The sequence below is a fragment of the Actinokineospora sp. genome, from assembly GCF_052390155.1.
Classification (GTDB): Bacteria; Actinomycetota; Actinomycetes; order Mycobacteriales; family Pseudonocardiaceae; genus Actinokineospora.
In genome coordinates this window covers 110,450-126,792 of record NZ_JBQTHF010000028.1, presented here as the reverse complement: position 1 = coordinate 126,792, position 16,343 = coordinate 110,450, and the positions used below count along the sequence as shown (strand labels likewise).

16 protein-coding genes are annotated in these 16,343 nt (G+C 71.6%); 13 read left to right on the top strand and 3 right to left on the bottom strand.

Annotated features, from left to right (window positions below; all coding sequences use genetic code 11):
* Positions 1–137 precede the first annotated feature (137 nt).
* From ACT4N7_RS10970 to ACT4N7_RS10955, 4 genes are read left to right on the top strand one after another with little or no spacing between them, the layout of a single operon-like run.
* On the top strand, positions 138–2,615 hold the full coding sequence (locus ACT4N7_RS10970; protein ID WP_444828545.1) for a nitrate- and nitrite sensing domain-containing protein: 2,478 nt from the start codon (positions 138–140) through the stop codon (positions 2,613–2,615).
* A 31-nt stretch (positions 2,616–2,646) separates the two neighbouring features.
* The gene (locus ACT4N7_RS10965) at positions 2,647–3,084 is read left to right on the top strand and encodes a roadblock/LC7 domain-containing protein (protein WP_444828544.1); all 438 of its coding nucleotides are present in this window, start codon (positions 2,647–2,649) and stop codon (positions 3,082–3,084) included.
* On the top strand, positions 3,081–3,452 hold the full coding sequence (locus tag ACT4N7_RS10960; RefSeq protein WP_444828543.1) for a DUF742 domain-containing protein: 372 nt from the start codon (positions 3,081–3,083) through the stop codon (positions 3,450–3,452). The genes ACT4N7_RS10965 and ACT4N7_RS10960 overlap by 4 nt, the downstream gene beginning before the upstream one ends.
* Positions 3,433–4,029 (top strand): GTP-binding protein, encoded by a 597-nt coding sequence (locus ACT4N7_RS10955; protein ID WP_444828542.1) that lies wholly within the window; start codon positions 3,433–3,435, stop codon positions 4,027–4,029. Before ACT4N7_RS10960 ends, ACT4N7_RS10955 begins: the two co-directional genes overlap by 20 nt.
* On the opposite strand, the gene ACT4N7_RS10950 is transcribed toward ACT4N7_RS10955, so the two are convergent.
* Positions 4,026–5,354 carry a flavin-containing monooxygenase gene (locus ACT4N7_RS10950; protein WP_444828541.1) on the bottom strand — a complete coding sequence of 443 codons (1,329 nt, stop codon included), beginning with the start codon at positions 5,352–5,354 and terminating at the stop codon, positions 4,026–4,028. The genes ACT4N7_RS10955 and ACT4N7_RS10950 overlap by 4 nt on opposite strands.
* 167 nt (positions 5,355–5,521) lie before the next feature.
* Here ACT4N7_RS10950 and ACT4N7_RS10945 point away from each other — a divergent pair, with 167 nt between their 5' ends.
* From ACT4N7_RS10945 to ACT4N7_RS10930, 4 genes are all read left to right on the top strand, one after another.
* Positions 5,522–6,652, top strand: a complete 1,131-nt coding sequence (locus tag ACT4N7_RS10945) for a tryptophan dimethylallyltransferase family protein (RefSeq protein ID WP_444828540.1) — start codon at positions 5,522–5,524, stop codon at positions 6,650–6,652.
* A gap of 182 nt (positions 6,653–6,834) precedes the next feature.
* Positions 6,835–8,169 carry a hemolysin family protein gene (locus ACT4N7_RS10940; protein ID WP_444828539.1) on the top strand — a complete coding sequence of 445 codons (1,335 nt, stop codon included), beginning with the start codon at positions 6,835–6,837 and terminating at the stop codon, positions 8,167–8,169.
* A 49-nt stretch (positions 8,170–8,218) separates the two neighbouring features.
* The gene (locus ACT4N7_RS10935; RefSeq protein WP_444828538.1) at positions 8,219–9,259 is read left to right on the top strand and encodes a hemolysin family protein; all 1,041 of its coding nucleotides are present in this window, start codon (positions 8,219–8,221) and stop codon (positions 9,257–9,259) included.
* A 74-nt stretch (positions 9,260–9,333) separates the two neighbouring features.
* On the top strand, positions 9,334–10,029 hold the full coding sequence (locus ACT4N7_RS10930) for a DUF998 domain-containing protein (protein WP_444828537.1): 696 nt from the start codon (positions 9,334–9,336) through the stop codon (positions 10,027–10,029).
* Here the strand turns inward: ACT4N7_RS10930 and ACT4N7_RS10925 are convergent.
* Together ACT4N7_RS10925 and ACT4N7_RS10920 are read right to left on the bottom strand one after the other, a co-directional pair.
* Complete coding sequence (locus tag ACT4N7_RS10925) at positions 9,983–10,753, bottom strand: LmeA family phospholipid-binding protein (RefSeq protein WP_444828536.1); 771 nt, start codon at positions 10,751–10,753, stop codon at positions 9,983–9,985. The genes ACT4N7_RS10930 and ACT4N7_RS10925 overlap by 47 nt on opposite strands.
* 76 nt (positions 10,754–10,829) lie before the next feature.
* Positions 10,830–10,976: a hypothetical protein gene (locus ACT4N7_RS10920; protein ID WP_444828535.1), complete on the bottom strand. Its 147-nt coding sequence runs from the start codon at positions 10,974–10,976 to the stop codon at positions 10,830–10,832.
* Between the two features lie 87 nt (positions 10,977–11,063).
* On the opposite strand from ACT4N7_RS10920, the gene ACT4N7_RS10915 reads away from it, so the two are divergent.
* From ACT4N7_RS10915 to ACT4N7_RS10895, 5 genes are all read left to right on the top strand, one after another.
* Complete coding sequence (locus ACT4N7_RS10915) at positions 11,064–12,053, top strand: isopenicillin N synthase family dioxygenase (RefSeq protein ID WP_444828534.1); 990 nt, start codon at positions 11,064–11,066, stop codon at positions 12,051–12,053.
* Between the two features lie 21 nt (positions 12,054–12,074).
* Positions 12,075–13,079 carry a 1-aminocyclopropane-1-carboxylate deaminase gene (locus tag ACT4N7_RS10910; protein WP_444828533.1) on the top strand — a complete coding sequence of 335 codons (1,005 nt, stop codon included), beginning with the start codon at positions 12,075–12,077 and terminating at the stop codon, positions 13,077–13,079.
* A gap of 62 nt (positions 13,080–13,141) precedes the next feature.
* Entirely contained in the window at positions 13,142–14,326 is a 1,185-nt protein-coding gene (locus ACT4N7_RS10905; protein ID WP_444828532.1) for a PP2C family protein-serine/threonine phosphatase, read from the top strand.
* Positions 14,319–15,902: a sensor histidine kinase gene (locus tag ACT4N7_RS10900; RefSeq protein ID WP_444828531.1), complete on the top strand. Its 1,584-nt coding sequence runs from the start codon at positions 14,319–14,321 to the stop codon at positions 15,900–15,902. The genes ACT4N7_RS10905 and ACT4N7_RS10900 overlap by 8 nt, the downstream gene beginning before the upstream one ends.
* On the top strand, positions 15,899–16,342 hold the full coding sequence (locus ACT4N7_RS10895; protein ID WP_444828530.1) for a response regulator: 444 nt from the start codon (positions 15,899–15,901) through the stop codon (positions 16,340–16,342). Before ACT4N7_RS10900 ends, ACT4N7_RS10895 begins: the two co-directional genes overlap by 4 nt.
* Position 16,343 lies beyond the last annotated feature (1 nt).

The following is a 16,343-nucleotide window of genomic DNA, read 5'->3' as shown; positions in this document are numbered from 1 at the left end:
CGGACAGCGCGGGCGTCCCGACCCCGGTCTCGTGACCGGCGGTGGCGGACCGCCCCGATGTCAGTCCCCCGTCCAGTCATGACCCCCTCGACCGGGTCGCCGCCGCGCGCGGTGGCGGCCGCACACTGTGGAGAGCTGTGAAGCTGAAGAGCGGTTCGGCGGCCAAATCCACCACGACGATCCGGTCCCGTCTCACGGGCGTCCTGGTCGTGCCCAGCGTCATCCTGCTGGCCATGTGGGCGGTGTTCTCCTCCTACACCGTCTTCGACGGCATCTACCTCAGGGCCGTCGCCAGCGGCGTGAAGGACGCGTCGATCCCGGCCGTGAACACCTTCGCCGCGCTGCAGCGGGAGCGGCAGCTCACCATGACGGCGCTGAGCGCCAACAACCCCGACACCGTCGGGCTCAACGCGCAGCAGCAGATCACCGACAAGGCCGTGCAGGACCTGCGGGCCGCCCTCGACGCGCTGGCCGCGAACGCGCCCGCCGAGGTCACCGCCCGGGTGCAGGCGCTCAACGAGGTGCTGGCGCCGTTGCCGCAGCGGCGCGCCCAGGTCGACACGGGCCGCGCGGACAAGAACGAGATATACGCCTACTACAACAGCGTGCTCGACGCGGGCACCGCGCTGTTCGACACCCAGGCGCGGATCGTGCCCGACCCGATCGTCGTGCAGGCCGGCCTCAACGCGACGATCATCTTCCGGGCCGCGGACCGGATGTCGCGGGCGGCCTCGCAGGCGTCGGCCGCGATCGCGGCGGGTGCCTTCACCGCCGACCAGCACATCGAGTTCGCCGGTCTGGTCGGCGCCTACCGGGCCGAGCTGACCGCGGCGGGGGCAGCGGGCAACGACGAGGTCAAGGCGCACTACCTGCGGTTGACCGCGAGTGAGATGTGGAAGCGGCTCACCAACGCCGAGAACGCGCTCATCGGCGCCGCGCCGCGCACCCAGGACGCCGATTCGACCACCAGCGGCAGGCGGGCCGAGAACGCCGAGCTGCCGGTCAGCGGCCAGGAGTGGCAGACGGTCAGCGGCGAGGCGTCCGAGGAACTGATCAAGCTGGCGATCGAGGAGGCCACCGGCGCGGTCGAGTTGGGACAGCAGCGGGGCAACGACAAGTTCACCGAGGTGATCATCGGCAGCCTGGTCGCGCTGATCGTCGTGCTCACCGGGATCTTCCTCGGCGTGCGGATCTCGCGCAGGTTGGTCAACCGGGCGCTGGTGACCCGCCTGGAGGAGCTGAAGAACGACGCGTTGCAGCTCGCGCACGAGCGGCTGCCCAACATCGTCGACCGGCTCCGCCAGGGCGACCGGGTCGACGTCAACGCGGAGGTCCCGCCGCTGGACTACGGCACCGACGAGATCGGCCAGGTAGCCGACGCCTTCAACGCCGCGCAGTACACCGCGATCGCGGCGGCGGTGAAGGAAAGCCAGGCGCGCGAGGGCGTGAACCGGGTCTTCCTCGGCATCGCGCACCGCCACCAGGGTCTGGTGCACCGCCAGCTCAAGATCCTGGACAAGATGGAGCGCGAGGAGGAGAACCCCGAGCACCTCGACGCGCTGTTCCAGCTCGACCACCTCGCCACCCGGGCCAGGCGCAACGCCGAGAACCTGATCATCCTGGCGGGCGAGCAGCCGGGTCGGCAGTGGCGCAAACCGGTGCGGCTGCTGGACATCCTGCGCGCGGCGGTCGCCGAGACCGAGCAGTACGTCCGGGTCCGGGTCCGGCCGGTGCCCGATGTCGCCCTGCATGGCGTCGGTGTCGCCGACACGATCCACCTGATCGCCGAACTGGTCGACAACGCGGCATCGTTCTCCCCGCCGCGCTCGCAGGTCGAGGTCTACACCAGCCAGGTGTCCGGTGGCGTGGTCGTCGAGATCGAGGACCACGGCCTGGGCATGACCACCGAGGACCGCGAGCTGGCCAACGAGATGCTGGCGCACCCGCCCGAGTTCGACGCCATGGCGCTGCGCGGCGAGTCCCGGCTGGGCCTGTTCGTCGTCGCCCGCCTGGCCGCGCGCCGGGCGATCCGGGTGGAACTGCGCGAATCGCCCTATGGCGGCACCGTTGCGCTGGTGTTCGTCCCGTCGGACATCGTTGCCGAACTGGTCGAGTACGGCACCGACACCGACACCCCGAGTCCCCGCCCGCGCAAGAGCCTCGACCGGCATGCGGGCGGGATCGCGACGGCCACGAAGGTCGAGCCGGTCGAACAGGTGGAGTCGCCCTACCGCAGTGGAATCGACCGGTTCTGGTCCGACGCCATGACCGAGCAGGCCACAGTGGACACCCGCGACACGCACGACACGCACTGGCCGATGACCGACGAGGAGGACCCAGTGCCGCTGCGCGGCCGGGCCACCGGCGCCGAGAACGGAGTTGGGGAATCGCCACAGCACAACGACGCGCGCGGCCAGGACCGCCCGCTGCTGCCCCGCAGGCACCGCCAGCAGAACCTCGCGCCGCAGTTGCGCGAGGAGCCGCTGCTGCCGGACTGGGACGACGAGCCGCCGCCCGAGGCCGAGCACACCGCGGAACGGGTCCGCGACACCATGTCGGCGTTCCAGCGCGGAACGCTCGACGCCCGCCGAGCCGACCCTCCGGTCGAGCCATGATGTCCGTGATGATGGGGAAGGACAGCTCAAGGTGAACGACAAGATCGGCCAGGACCACCAGCTCAACTGGCTATTGGACGACCTGGTCCGCAGAGTGGTGGGAATCCGCCACTCGGTCGTGCTCTCCGCGGACGGCTTGCTGCTCGGTCGGTCCGCCGAGCTGTCGAAAGACGACTCCGAGCACCTCTCGGCGATGGCGTCGGCGTTCCAGAGCCTGGCCAGGGGCACCGGGCGGCAGTTCGGCGGCGGCCAGGTGCGCCAGACCATCGTGGAGATGGACCACGCGTTCCTGTTCGTCACCGCGGCGGGCCGCGGCGCGTGCCTCGCCGTGCTCGGCGAGGAGGACGCCGACGTCGGGATGATCGCCTACGAGATGAACATGCTGGTCAAGCGGGTCGGCGCGCATCTGGCATCGGCGCCGCGGGGCGGGGCGCCGGTCGCGGCGGTGCCCGCGCGACGGCCGTCGTGACGGCGGACCAGGACTGGTGGTTCGACGAGGCGGCCGGGCCGCTGGTGCGGCCGTACGCGATGACCAGGGGCCGCACCCGGCCCGGGGCGGCGAACCTCAACCTGGTGACGCAGGTCCGGGTCTCCTCGACGCGGTCCGATCCGTCGTCGCTGAGCCCGGAGCACCTGGAGATCATCGAACTCTGCACAGTGCCGCTGTCCGTCGCCGAGGTCGCCGCCTACCTCAACGTCCCCATCGTCGTGGTGAAGGTGCTGCTCAGCGACCTCATCGAGCGGGGCGACGTGGTGGCGGGCGCGATGTTCCAAACCTCGGCGATCACGGATACGAAGCTTTTGCAAGCGGTACTCGATGGCATTCGGAGGATCTGAACAGGTGAGTGACACGCTGGTGATCCCCACCTCGGTCAAGATCGTGGTGGCGGGCGGGTTCGGTGTCGGGAAGACGACCCTGGTCAACTCGGTCAGCGAGATCCCGCCGCTGCGCACCGAGGAGGTGCTGACCCAGGCCAGCGTCGGCGTCGACGACATGGCCGGGATCGAAGGCAAGGAGACGACCACCGTCGCTCTCGACTTCGGCCGCATCACGATCAACGCGCAGGTGGTGCTCTACCTGTTCGGCACGCCGGGGCAGAACCGTTTCTGGTTCATGTGGGACGAGTTGGCGCACGGGGCGCTCGGCGCGATCGTGCTCGTGGACACCCGGCGGCTGGACTCCAGCTTCCCGTCGATCGACTTCTTCGAGCGGCGCGGCATCCCGTTCATCATCGCGGTCAACGGCTTCGAGGGCGCGTGGCCGCACACCGTCGCCGAGGTCCGCCAGGCCCTCGACATCGACGATGCCGTCCCGGTCCTGCACTGCGACGCGCGCGACCGCGAGTCGAGCAAGCAGGTGCTGGTCGAGCTGGTGCAGTACACCCTGACGCAGCTCGACCGCGCGAGCGCCTAGCGCGCGCGGCGCCTGCCCTTGGTCCGCTCCTGCCGGACGGTGCGCAGGTAGGCGCCGAAATCGACGTGGATCGAGTCGACGGGTTTGCCGCCGTAGCGGCGGCCCGCCCGGGAGATCCGGCCGTCGACCTCGGCGACCATCTCGGCCCGTTCGGGCAGGACCGCGATTCCCGCGACCAGGTCCGCGATCCATTCCGACTGGATCTCCACCAGCCGGGTGATAGCGCCGACCGGCCGGACCAGGCCGACGAGATAGAGCCCGGAATGGTCCGGCGGCACTACGCCGCGATAGAGCGCGACCTGGCCGCTGTCGGCGAACACGGACTCCCGCGGCAGGTACGGAAAAGCGATCTCGTAGCCGGTGCAATAGATGACGTCGTCGAATTCCTCGACCGTCCCGTCGACGAAGTGCGCTTTCGCCCCGGCGAACCGCTCGACCATCGGCTTCGGCGTGATCCCGCCGTGTGTGACCCGGCTCAGCAGCTCGTCGGAGATGGTGATCGGGGCCGAGAGAATACGGTGGCCCGGGTCCGGCATGCCGTAATCGGTGATGGGTCCGCGAATGATCCGCAATAGCAGTTCCAGGAAGCGGCGCTGCACCCGGAACGGCATCCGCGACCACCACCAGCGACCGGCGATCTCGTCGATCGGAATACCCATGAGCTGCTTGGGGACCACGTGGGCGCCGCGGCGCATGGCCAGTACTGTGCGCCGGGCCACCCGGGACAGTTCCACCGCGATGTCGCAGGCCGAGTTCCCGATTCCGACGATCAGCACCCGTCGTCCCGAATAGACCCGGGGTTCGCGGTAGTCGACGGCGTGGGACACGGTGCCGGTGAACTCCTCGGCTCCCGGTATCGCCGGGTCGGGCCGGACCGGTTTCCAGTGGTGCCCGGTGGCGGCGATCACGTGCGCGAACCGCCGCGTCGTGCGGCCTCCGGTGTCGAGGTCGACCGTGGTGACGTCCCAGCCGGACGGCTCGGCCGGGCGCACATCCACCACCTCCGTGCGGAATTCCACCTTACCGGACAGTCCGAAGTGGACGGCGTAGTCCTCCAGATAGGCCCGCACCTGGTCGTGCCTGGCGTAGCGCGGGTAGTCGTGCGGCATGGGGAAGTCGCTGTACCCGGTGACCTTGCCCGAGGTGTTCAGGTGCAGCGACGCGTAGGCCGGTCCAGACTCCCCGTCGGCCGGGTAACGCCATAGCCCGCCGACGCCGGAAGACCGCTCGACACAGGTGAACGGAAGGCCCCTGGTGTGCAAAGCTTTGCCTGCGGCCAAACCGGAAAAGCCCATGCCGATCACGCAGGTGGAGTCCCCGCTCACCCGATCGGCGGCTTGACCCGATTGCCCGTCTGGAGCGTTCGGGCTCGGTTCCGGGATGAATTGGGGCGGTGGTGACACTGCGTTTCCAGCACCAGGTGCCACGGGCACGAACCCTCCATTGCCAGAGCCAGATGTCCGAGGATGATGATAGCCGTGGAGGTACGCCAGTGACCCGCTCGCCCGTGATCCCCGAAGCCGCTCGACGAGATGGACTCTTCCATTCCCCCGATCAGACGTACGGTGGCTTCTTCGCGGACAAATGGAATCGGATCTGCGGCGCCCTCGGTTTCAACCCGGACCAGTCGGACATTCCGCTGGTCGAACTGCTCGCCCTCGTCTTACCGTGGGGGACCCGGTCGGTGGGCACACGGTGCAGCTATCCCTCGTTCCTCTCCCACGACGGGTTCCCGGCCGAGTTCTCGGTGAGCTGGCAGCGGGGCGGGCCCGAGGTCCGCATCCTGTTCGAGTCACTGGGCGCGCGGCCATCGCCGCTGGCCAGCCAGGAGGCGGGCCGCGCGCTCACCCGCGGCCTCGCCAGACAGCCGGGCGTGGACATCGGCCGCTACCTCGACGTCGAGGACCTGTTCGTCACCGACTGCCCGGAGCCGTACCGGCCCACCGTCTGGCACTCGCTGGCCTGGCGCCCGCACGCCCGCCCGCGCTACAAGGTGTACCTGAACCCGCAGGTCCGCGGCCCCGGCACCGAGTGCGACACGGTGACCGAGGCGATGGGCAGGCTCGGCATGGGCCAGGCGTGGCGGCCGGTGGCCGAGTCCTACCGCGATCTGGTCGCGCGCGGGCACCAGGTGGAGTTCTTCGCCCTCGACCTGAGCGACGAGGACGCCGCCCGGGTCAAGGTCTACTTCCGGCACGGCCCGATGACGCTGTGCGAACTGGACACGGTGGCCTCGTTCGCCCGGCGGCACGACCCCGCCCGCGCCCACGACGTGGCCCGTTCGGTCTACCGCGACGCCGCCCTGGTCACCAACGAGCCGATGACCTGCCTGGCGTTCCGGCAGGGCGGGGTGCAGGCCGAGGAGGCCAACCTGTACCTGCGGCTGCCCGGCGCCGCGGGATCGGACGCCGACGCCGCCGACCGGGTCGCGGCCGCGCTGCGGGCCGAGGGGGTCGATCCCGCCGCGCACGCCGCGGTCCTCGCCGCGCTCGCCCCGGCGCCGCTGCACGGCACCACCGGGCTGCAGGAGTTGCTCAGCTACCGCACCACCGGCCCCGGCCCCGCCGATGTCGGGCTGTACCTGCGGTTCAGCGTGTACGACCGGCCGGTCGAGACGCCCTGACGAGATCGACGCCAGGCGCCCGGACCGGCCACGGCGTGGTCCCCGGGCGCGCTTCACCAAGCGGGCCGATGTCCGATTCGCCGTGTTAGCGTGTGTGGCATGGATTCTTCGGAAGGCTGCAGTATCCGGCCGGGTAGCGCCCGGCTTCGCCCGACGACCGACGTCCACGTGGTGACGCGCCCGTGTTGATCCTGGTCGGTCTCGGCTCCGTTCTCCTGCTCACCGCGGCCACCGGCTATTTCGTGGCCCAGGAATTCGCCTACGTCGCGGTCGACCGCAACCGGCTCCGCCAGCTCGCCGACGACGGCGACAAGGCGGCGGCACGCGCCTACCGGGTGACCCAGCGGCTGTCGTTCATGCTGTCCGGCGCCCAGTTCGGCATCACCGTCACCGCGCTGCTGGTCGGCTACGTCTCCGAGCCCTACCTCGGCGGCGGCCTCGCCGAGCTGCTCGGCCTCACCGGCCTGCCCGGCGGTGTCACCACGGTCGCCTCGATCGCGCTGGCCCTGCTCTTCTCGACCGGTGTGCAGATGGTCTTCGGCGAGCTGGCGCCGAAGAACCTCGCCATCGCCAAGCCCGAGGCCCTGGCCAAGGCGCTGAGCCGCTCGACGCTGATCTACCTCGCCGTCGGCGGCCCGCTGATTCGCCTGTTCGACGCGGTGTCCAACCGGCTGCTGCGCTCGGTGGGCATCGAGCCCGTCGAGGAACTCCCGCAGGGCGCCACGGCCGACGACCTGCGCGGCATCATCGGCGAGTCCCGCGAGGGCGGACACCTCGACGCGGGCACGTCCCGGCTGCTCGAAGGCGGCCTCGACTTCCGCACCCTGACCGCGGGCCAGGTGGCCACCCCGCGGGTCGACGTGCACACGCTGCGCGCCGACGAGCCCGCCACCCGGCTGATCGACCTGCTCGACTCCGGCCGGTCGCGGTTCCCGGTGATCGGCGCCGACGTGGACGACGTGGTCGGCGTGGTCGGCATCGCCGAGCTGCTCACCGTCGCGCCCGAGCGCCGCGCCGACACCCCGGTTGGCGAGATCGCCTCGGCGCCGCTGTTCCTGCCCGAGAGCCTTCCCCTGCCCGAGGTGCTGGAGCGGCTGCGCGCCGAGCACCGCCAGCTCGCCTGCGTGGTGGACGAGTTCGGCGGTTTCGCGGGCGTGGTCTCGTTCGAGGACGTCGCCGAGGAGGTCGTCGGGGAGATCCTCGACGAGGACGACCACATGGAGGTCCAGGCCGTGTCCCACCCCGACGGCTCCTGGTCGGTGCCCGCCCGGTGGCGGGTGGACGAGGTCGCCGAGGTCACCGGGATCGAGCTGCCGGAGGGCTCGGGCTACGACACCGTCAGCGGCCTGATCCTGCAGCGGCTGGGCCGCGTCGCGCGGCCGGGTGACCGGGTGGAGGTCGACGTGGGTGCCGACGTGGACCAGTGCTCGGCGCTGCTCGAAGTGGTCGAGGTACACCGACACGTGCCTCGCACGGTGCTGGTCTCGGTCCACCCGGCATCGGCGGTGATGTCGTGAGTGAAACACCGTCACTGGGCGTCCAGCACCGAGCCTGCGAGGGGATGTCGTGAGTATCGGGTGGGCACTGGTCGTCTCGCTGGTTCTGTTGGTGGCCAACGCGTTCTTCGTCGCGGCCGAGTTCGCGCTGGTGGCGAGCAAGCGGCACCGGCTGGAGGAGGCGGCGGCCGCGGGCAGCCGGGCGGCGCGGGCGGCCGTGGCGGGCGCCCGCGAGCTGTCGATGATGCTGGCAGGCGCCCAGCTCGGCATCACGGTGTGCACGCTGGGGCTCGGCGCGCTCGCCAAACCCGCGGTGGCCGACCTGTTCGCCCCGGTGTTCGCCGCGTTGGGGCTGTCGGCGGGCTGGAGCTATCCGGTGGCGTTCACCCTCGCGGTGATCGTGGTGGTGTTCCTGCACATGGTGATCGGCGAGATGGCGCCGAAGTCGTGGGCGATCTCGCACCCGGAGCGCTCGGCCCTGTTGCTGGCGCTGCCGTTCCGCGCGTTCACCCGGGCCACCCGGCCCGCACTGGTGTTGCTCAACAGCATGGCGAACGCTACGTTGCGCGTGGTGAAGGTCGAGCCGCAGGACACCTTGGCCCAGGCCCACGGCCCCGACGACCTGCGCCTGCTGCTGCGCGAGTCCCGCGAGCACGGGCTTCTCCCCGAGCAGCAGCACCGGATGCTCGCGGGCGTCCTGCAGGTGCAACGGACCACGGTCGGGCAGGTCATGGCGCCGCGCGCGGACATGGTCACCATCCCGGCGGAGGCCACCGCCCGCGACGTCGAGCAGGTCAGCCGCACCAGCGGCCGCTCCCGCCTCGTGGTCGTGGACGACGCGGGCGCCCCGGTGGGCATCGTCCATGTCCGCGAGGCGGTGCGGGCCACCATGGCCGACCGCACGGTGACCGCGGGGGAGCTGATGACCGAGCCGCTGGTCCTGCCCGCCGACCGGTCCGCCGCCGCCGCGGTGGCCGAGATGCGCGCCCAGCGGTCGCAGCTCGCCCTGGTGGGCGGCGCCGAGGGCGAGATCGTCGGCCTGGCCGCCCTGGAGGACCTGCTGGAGGAGATCCTCGGCGAGTTCGACGACGAGACCGACCAGGCGAGCTGACGCCGCGGTTCTCAGGTTCGTGTCATGTTCGCCGAATATCCTGACCATTCGGACGAACCCGGCCGGGAGGCGGCATGACGGTGGTGGACCGGGTAGAGCGGCGCGGCGCGCTGGTTCCGCTGCTCGGCCTCGGCGCGCTGGTCGCCGGGGTCGGGTTGCTGCTTGCCCTGCACGTGCTGCCGCCGACCAGCGACATCAGCCCGATCCGCCGCACCATCAGCGAATACGCGCTCGGCCCGGCCAAGTGGGTGTTCGACCTCGCGCTCGTCCTGCTCGCCGCCGGGTCCGCGCTCGCGTTCGCCGAACTCGCGCGCCGCGGGCTGGTGCGGCCGGGGTCGGCGACGCTGCTGCTCGGCGCGGTGTGGACAGTCAGCCTGCTGGTCATCGTGGTGTTCACCAAGACGAACTGGGCGGTCGGCCCGAGCATCGGCGGCACCATCCACCGCTACGCCAGCGTGGCGGCGTTCCTGTCGCTGCCGCTGGCCACGCTGTTCGCGGCGGGTGCGGTGTTCCCGGCGTCCGCGGGCTGGCGGTGGCTGGTCCGGGGGTTCGGCATCGTGTCGCTGCTGTGGTTCGGCTCGATCCTGCTCGGCGTGGTCACCATGCTGGCGGGCGGCCCGCCGTGGTGGCGGTTCGTGCCGCTGGGTCTGGTGGAGCGGATGGTCGCGGGCAGCGCGGTCGCGGCGCTGGCGGTGCTCGTGCTGGGCCTGGCGAGGGTCGAGGTCAGCGGCCGACCGTCAGGGTGGTCGCGGCGGTCGCCAGCAGGCTGACCAGCTCGGTCAGCGGGGTCCCGGACAGTCGGTCGCGCCAGTTCTCGGCGTCGCCGCGCAGGTCGAGGCCGTCCGGGGTGGCGGTGATCGAGGTGAGCCGCAGGCCGCGCGGCAGGTCCGGCACCGGCAGCACCACGGGGCGCACCCGGGTGGGCAGCGGCAGCCGCCGCCCGGCAACCCACAGGGCCAGCGGCCGCAGCCGGACGGTGTCGTCGGCAACCTCGGGCACGACCTCCAGCTCACCCGGCCACGGCTTGCGGGACACGAACAGGCCCGTCCCGAACCGGACCGAGAGATCCGGGCGCTCCTCGGCGAGCCGGGCCCGGACGGCGTCCGCGGTGACGGACACGTCCAGTCGCACCGAACCCGCGGTGACCGTCGCCGACAGCGGCCCGGCGAACCGAAGGTCGCGGCAGGTCACCGCCAAGTGGGCCAGCGGCACCGCGGGCCAGCCGACCTCGCGCGCCACGAACCGGACCGAGTCGATCCGGCCCTGCGCCAGCCGCACGGTGTCGCCGGTGCAGGCGAGGTCGACTACGGTCATCGGCACGTCGTAGTCGGCCGCCCGGACGGTGACCCGCCTGCCGCGCATCACCTCGGCCGCGGTGCGGACCGCCGCCTCCAGCACGCCCGCGGGCGTGGTCGGGAGCAGCATCCGACCCGCCGCGAGCACCGCCGCCAGGCCGCGCACCGGCAGCCAACCGTCAAACGGGCCGCTACTCACGGCCGCCCCTCGCAGGCTCGCTCACGAAAACCAGTCTGGCCCATGAGCGGCCCGTGCACGTGTGGGCAGCGTCTCGTTACCGCTTGCGACGGAACCGTGACATCGTGTCGCGAGCCTTCTGGCGGGTGCGCGGGTCCCTCGCCGCGGCCTTCGCCTTGTCGGCCAGTTGGCGGCCCTGCGGGCTCCGCAGGAACCCCTTGATGCGGTTCAGCAATCCCGCCATGTGACGTCCTCCTAGTCCGAATTTCGCTCTCCGAGGACATACCCAGCAGACCCGGCGTTCAACCGTTCGCCGCCGGTACCGTGCGGTATGCCGCCAATCCCGGTGATCGACATCGGCCCCCTGGTGCACGGCGCGGCCGACCGGGCGCGGGTCGGCGCGGAGATCGGCGCGGCCTGCCGCGCGCACGGCTTCTTCTCCGTCCGCGGCCACGGTGTCGACCCCGGGCTGCAGCGCGACCTCGAACGCCACACCCGCGAATTCTTCGCCCAGCCCCTCGACGCCAAGCTGGCCGTCGCCATGGCCCGCGGCGGGCCCGCGTGGCGCGGCTACTTCCCGCCCGGCGGCGAACTCACCTCTGGCGTGCCCGACCTCAAAGAGGGGTACTACTTCGGCGCGGAACTGCCCGCCGACCACCCGCGAGTCCTGGCGGGCACGCCGCTGCACGGCCCGAACCTGTTCCCCGACCATCCCGCGGGCCTGCGGCAGACCGTGCTCGACTACCTTGCCGCGCTGACCCGGCTCGGCCACACGCTGATGACCGGCGTCGCGCTCAGCCTCGGCCTCGACGAGACCTACTTCGCCGACCGGTACACCGCCGACCCGCTCGTGCTGTTCCGTGCCTTCAACTACCCGGCCCAGCCCCCGGGCACCCCCGGCTGGGGCGTCGGGGAACACACCGACTACGGCCTGCTCACCATCCTCAAGCAGGACCACCACGGCGGTCTCCAGGTCCGCACCGCCGCGGGCTGGGTCGACGCCGAGCCGATCCCGGACACGTTCGTGTGCAACATCGGCGACATGCTCGACCGGCTCACCGGCGGGCGCTACCGCTCCACCCCGCACCGGGTGCGCCCGGGCCCGCACGACCGGCTGTCCTGGCCGTTCTTCTTCGACCCCGCCTTCGACGCCGACGTCTCCCCGGTCGCCGACGCCGTGCTCGCCGACTCAGTGCCTGCCGATGACGGGGCCGCGCGGTGGGACGGCGCGAGCGTGCACGAGTTCCGCGGCACCTACGGCGACTACCTGCTGGGCAAGGTCGGCAAGGTGTTCCCCGCGCTGCACCGGCAAGTTCTGTGACACCGCAACGGAAGGGCCCCGATGGCACTGGCTGACCACCCGCGCATCCCGCTCACCTTCGGCCCGTCCCCGGTGCACCCGCTGCCCCGGCTCAGCGACCACCTCGGCGGCGCGTCCCTCTGGGCCAAGCGCGAGGACTGCAACTCCGGGCTGGCCTACGGCGGCAACAAGGTGCGCAAACTCGAATACCTGGCCGCCGACGCCGTGGCCACCGGGTGCGACACGCTGGTGTCCATCGGCGGCGTGCAGTCCAACCACACCCGCTCGGTGGCGGCCGTCGCCGCGCGGCTGGGGCTCGACTGCGTGCTGGTGCAGGAGTCCTGGGTCGACTGGCCGGACTCGGTCTACGACAAGGTCGGCAACATCCAGCTCAGCAGGCTGATGGGCGCGCGGGTGCGGCTGGTCGACGCCGCGTTCGGCATCGGCGTCAAGGAAAGTTGGCAGACCGCGCTCACCGAGATCGACCTGATGGGCGGCAAGCCCTACCCGATCCCGGCGGGCGCCTCCGACCACCCCCTGGGCGGGCTCGGCTTCGCCCGCTGGGCGCACGAGGTCGTCGAGCAGGAACGCGCCATCGGGGTGCGGTTCGACACGATCGTCGTGTGCTCGGTCACGGGCAGCACCCAGGCGGGCATGGTCGCCGGGTTCGCCGCGCTGGGCGACCAGCGGCGGATCATCGGCATCGACGCCTCCGCCAAGCCCGCCGAGACCCGCGCCCAGGTCGCCCGTATCGCCCGGAGAACCGCGGCGCTGCTCGACCTCGACCGCGACCTGGCCGACGACGAGATCATCCTCGACGAGCGCTACCACGCGGGCACCTACGGCATCCCGGACCAGGAGACCCTCGCCGCGATGCGGCTCGCCGCGCGGACCGAGGCGATGATCACCGACCCGGTGTACGAGGGCAAGTCGATGGCCGGGCTGGTGGATCTCGTTGCCACCGGGGAGATCCCGGCCGACTCGACCGTCCTCTTCGTACACCTCGGCGGCCAGCCCGCGCTCAACGGCTACAGCGCCGTGGTCTGACCAGGGCGCGCCTGCGGCTACGATCGGGACCCGCCGACCCTTCAGTGCCGTGGAGCCGCTTGATGGATGTTTTCGTGGCCCCACCGGATCTCGTTCGCGTCCTGCTGGTGGAGGACGACGCGGGTGACGCCCTGCTCGTCGAGGAACTGCTCGCCGAGGTGGCCGCGCCGATCCGGCTGACCAGGGCGCACTCGGTGTCCGAGGCAGAGCCGCTGCTCGCGGGCCAGGACTGCGTGCTGCTCGACCTCGGGCTGCCCGACGCCAGCGGCCTGCAGGCGCTGCGCAAGCTGGCCGAGGTGCACGGCGACGTGGCCGTGGTCGTGCTCACCGGCCTCGCCGACGAGCAACAGGGCGTGGCCGCGGTCGCCGCGGGCGCCCAGGACTACCTGGTCAAGGGCCAGGTCGACGGCGACCTGCTGGCCAGGGTGATCCGGTACGCGGTCGAGCGGGTGCGCTCGGAGGAGATCCAGCGCCAGCTCCGCGAGGAACGGTTGTACGCCAAGGAGAAAGCCCGCTTGGAACGCGGTCTGCTGCCCTCGCCGCTGCTGTCCGACGACCGGCTCACCATCGCCTCCCGCTACCAGCCCGGCAGGCAGCGGATGCTGCTCGGCGGCGACTTCTACGACGTCGTGCAGGCCGACGACGGCACCGTGCACGCCATGGTCGGCGACGTCTGCGGGCACGGCCCCGACGAGGCCGCGCTCGGGGTGTGCCTGCGGGTGGCCTGGCGGACGATGGTGCTGGCCGGCAGGCCGGTGGCCGAGGTGCTCGACACCATGCAGCGCGTGCTCGTGCACGAGCGGCACCTCGACGGCCTGTTCGCCACCCTGTGCATGCTGTCGGTGGCGCCTGACCGGCGCCGCGCCGAGCTGCGCCTGGCAGGCCACCCGCCGCCCGTGCTGCACACCGCGCGGGGCGTCGGCCTGCTCGACGCGCCCGTGGGCGTCCCGCTCGGGGTCCTGCCCACCGCCACCTGGCACCCGGCCACGGTCGAGTTGGGCGAGCGGTGGTCGGTCCTGCTCTACACCGACGGGCTCGTGGAGGGTCGGATGGGGGAGGGCAGCGAGCGGCTCGGCGGCGACCGGCTGACCGGCCTGGTCGGCTCGCTGGCCGCCGAGGGCGGCGACTGGCGCACCACGGTGCTCGACGACCTGATCCGCGCGGTGTGCGTGCTCAACCGGGGCGACCTGATGGACGACGTGGCCGCGCTGCTGCTGAGCCGGGTGGCGGGCGGCGCCGATGTCTGAGCCCCACCTGGTCCCGCGCTGGTCTCGCGGCCGGGGCCTGGCCCAGTGGCCGCTGCGCCGCTGGCTCGCGCTGGCAGTCGGCCTGCTCGTGGCGTTCTCGGCGGGGGCGATCGTCGCGGGCGCGGCCGTGATCACCAACCTCACGGTGGCGCGGGAGTCGCTGGTCGACCGGATCGACCCGGCGCTGCGGCAGGCGCTGCGCCTCGACGTGGCGCTGCTCGACCAGCAGACCGGGCTGCGCGGCTACGCCCTCTCCGGTCGGGACGACTTTCTCGCCCCGTACGTCGAGGGCGTGCAACGGGAGCAGGCCGCCGCGGGCAGGCTGCGCGAGCTGCTCGGCGACCGGTCCGAGCTCGCCGACCTCGACGGCGTGCTGAGCGAGGCCGTCCAGTGGCGCGCGGAGTTCGCCGAGCCGAGCATCGAGCGCATCCGGACGTCCGGGCCGACCGGCACCCAGGACACGGGCGGCAAAGCGCGTTTCGACCGGGTCCGCGCGGCGGTCGACAGCCTGCATGCCGCGCTCGAAGCGACTCGGGTCGAGGGCAGGGCCGCGCTCGGCGACGCCGCCGACCTCGTCGTCGTCGTGTGCCTCACCATCGCCGCGCTGCTGGTGATCGTGTTCGCCGCGGTCATCATCGCGCTGCGGGCGGCGGTGATCGGCCCGCTCGGCAGGCTCGCGGGCCAGGTCCGCCGGGTCGCCGACGGCGACTTCCAGTACAGCCTGCTGGTCGCCGGGCCGCGCGAGGTGACCGAGCTGTCCGGCGACGTCGACTCGATGCGCCGCCGCATCCTCGACGAGCTGGCGGGCCAGCGGGAGATCAACGCCGAGCTGGACTCGCGGACCGAGGACCTCAAGCGCTCCAACGCCGAGCTGGAGCAGTTCGCCTACGTCGCCTCGCATGACCTGCAGGAGCCGCTGCGCAAGATCGCGAGCTTCTGCCAGCTCCTGGAGCGCCGCTACAAGGGGCAGCTCGACGAGCGGGCCGACCAGTACATCGGCTTCGCCGTCGACGGCGCCAAGCGGATGCAGATCCTGATCAACGACCTGCTCGCGTTCAGCCGGGTCGGCCGGGTCCCGAGGGAGGCGGAGCTGATCGACAGCGCCGACCTCGTCGCGCAGGCCGCCGCCAATCTCGGCCCGACCGTCGAGGAGAGCGCCGCGGTGATCGAGACCGGCCCGCTGCCGACGGTGCGCGGCGAGTCGGTGCTGCTCACCGCCGTGTTCCAGAACCTCATCGGCAACGCGGTCAAGTTCCGCGCCGAGGCCGCGCCGAGAGTGCGCGTCGAGGCCGAGCGGGTGGCCGAGGACTGGCTGTACTCGGTCACCGACAACGGCATCGGCATCGAGACCGAGTTCGCCGAGCGGGTGTTCGTGATCTTCCAGCGGCTGCACGGCAAGGACACCTACCCCGGCACCGGCATCGGCCTGGCGATGTGCCGCAAGATCATCGAGTACCACGGCGGCCGGATCTGGCTCGACACCGAGTACGGCGGCCCCGGCACGCGGTTCCGGTTCACCCTGCCCGTCCCGGATACCCTGGGCGACAACGACGAGAAGGCCGAGGGTAGTTCGTGAGTGAACCCACCGTGTTGAACGTGATCGACGTCCTGCTCGTCGAGGACGACGACGGCGACGTGCTGATGACCCGCGAGGCGTTCGAGCACTACAAGATCCGCAACGCGCTGTACGTGGTGCGCGACGGCGAGCAGGCGGTGCAGTTCTTGCGCCGCGAGGGCAAGTACGCCGACGTGCCGCGTCCCGACCTCATCCTGCTCGACCTGAACCTGCCCCGCTTCGACGGCCGCCAGGTGCTCGCCGAGATCAAGGAGGACCCCGCGCTGCGGCTCATCCCGGTCGTGGTGCTGACGACGTCGGAGGCGGACGAGGACATCCTGCGCAGCTACGAGCTGCACGCCAACGCCTACGTCACCAAGCCGGTCGACTTCGACCGGTTCATCGAGGTCATCCGCAAGATCGACGAGTTCTTTGTCACCGTGGTGAAGCTGCCCAAGTAGG

Bases quoted from the DNA above. Each gene is read 5' to 3' on its own strand.
- ACT4N7_RS10905 (WP_444828532.1), top strand. From the start codon at position 13,142: ATGGATGTTTTCGTGGCCCCACCGGATCTCGTTCGCGTCCTGCTGGTG.
- ACT4N7_RS10930 (WP_444828537.1), top strand. From the start codon at position 9,334: ATGACGGTGGTGGACCGGGTAGAGCGGCGCGGCGCGCTGGTTCCGCTG.
- ACT4N7_RS10910 (WP_444828533.1), top strand. From the start codon at position 12,075: ATGGCACTGGCTGACCACCCGCGCATCCCGCTCACCTTCGGCCCGTCC.
- ACT4N7_RS10900 (WP_444828531.1), top strand. From the start codon at position 14,319: ATGTCTGAGCCCCACCTGGTCCCGCGCTGGTCTCGCGGCCGGGGCCTG.
- ACT4N7_RS10920 (WP_444828535.1), bottom strand. From the start codon at position 10,976: ATGGCGGGATTGCTGAACCGCATCAAGGGGTTCCTGCGGAGCCCGCAG.
- ACT4N7_RS10915 (WP_444828534.1), top strand. From the start codon at position 11,064: ATGCCGCCAATCCCGGTGATCGACATCGGCCCCCTGGTGCACGGCGCG.
- ACT4N7_RS10955 (WP_444828542.1), top strand. From the start codon at position 3,433: ATGGCATTCGGAGGATCTGAACAGGTGAGTGACACGCTGGTGATCCCC.